At 46.6% G+C, this 1,276-nt stretch carries 1 protein-coding gene; it reads left to right on the forward strand.

Annotated features, from left to right (window positions below; all coding sequences use genetic code 11):
- Positions 1 to 93: 93 nt before the first annotated feature.
- Positions 94 to 1,235, forward strand: a protein-coding gene (locus H9659_RS15340) for an IS3 family transposase (protein WP_404828995.1) whose coding sequence is annotated in 2 segments (ribosomal slippage) — positions 94 to 367 and positions 367 to 1,235 — 1,143 coding nt in all. Because the reading frame shifts where the segments join, the coding sequence is not laid out codon by codon here.
- Positions 1,236 to 1,276: the final 41 nt, after the last annotated feature.

A 1,276-nucleotide genomic window follows, 5' to 3' on the forward strand; every position in this document is an offset into this window, starting at 1 on the left:
GGTACTGACCTAAAAAAGTGAGACAAATAAAAACACCTTACGTTGTAAAACGGGTATTGAACCTTAATACATCAACGTGGAGGTGTTTTTTCTATGGGAACTAGAGTGAGTTATCCTGAAGAAGTAAAACTAAAGGCGATTGAAATGCGGTTAGCCGGGGTCCCCGTAAAGAAAGTATTGGAAGACCTGAACATCCGGAACCACTCACAGCTGAAAACCTGGATGAAGTGGTATCGAAATGGAGAGCTGCATCGACTGGCACAACCGGTCGGCAAGCAATATACCTTTGGCAAAGGGCCGCAATACGAAAGCGAAACAGCGAAACTACAAGCAGAAAACCGCTATCTGAAACAACAGATTGATGTATTAAAAAAGTACAAGGAGTTGGAAAGGAAGTGGCGCCAAAAGTTGTGATTCAGCTAGTGGAGGAACTGCACGATAACATGACGATTGGAGACATCTGTAAGCATCTCGGGGTCAGTCGCTCGACGTACTATCGGTGGAAGGCTCAAGTCACGGAGGAAACTGAAAAAGAGAAGCGAGATCAAGGGATCGGTAAGTTGTGCAAGGAACATAAATACCGGTTGGGATACCGGAAGATCGCGGCGCTGTACTCAGGGGCCTGCGAGAAGACGGTACAGCGGGTTATGCAGAAGTATGGCTGGCAATGTCGGGTGAAAGTGAAGAAACGGAAACGAACCGGACAGCCAGCACACGTGGCGCCCAACCTGCTAGATAGGGACTTTGCGGCGTCTAAGCCGTTAGAGAAACTGGTGACGGATATTACGTACTTGCCTTTCGGTCAGTCCATGATGTATCTTTCAAGTATTCTGGACCTCTACAATGGGGAGATTGTGGCTCAAACGATTGGGTTCACTCAGGATACCGATTTCGTTCTGGACACCCTGTCCCAATTACCGGAGCTGCCGGAAGGCTGTATGCTGCATAGCGACCAGGGGTCCGTTTACACGTCCTATGCTTATCAAAAAGCAGTCAAAGAAAAGAGAATTACCATGAGCATGTCCCGCAAAGGCACGCCCGCTGATAATTCTCCCATCGAATCGTTTCACTCCTCGCTAAAGTCGGAAACGTTCTATCTCGACGAAATTTATCGCACTACCAATGCGCATGTTATCCAAATCGTCGAAGAGTATATAAAGTATTATAACAATATCCGGATCCAAACGAAATTAAACAGCCAATCGCCGGTTCAATACCGACAATTGGCTGCATAATAAGGTGTTTTTTACTTGTCTCAAAAAGGTTAGTCAGTGCC

It is taken from the genome of Sporosarcina gallistercoris, assembly GCF_014836415.1.
In the GTDB taxonomy this organism is placed as follows: domain Bacteria; phylum Bacillota; class Bacilli; order Bacillales_A; family Planococcaceae; genus Sporosarcina; species Sporosarcina gallistercoris.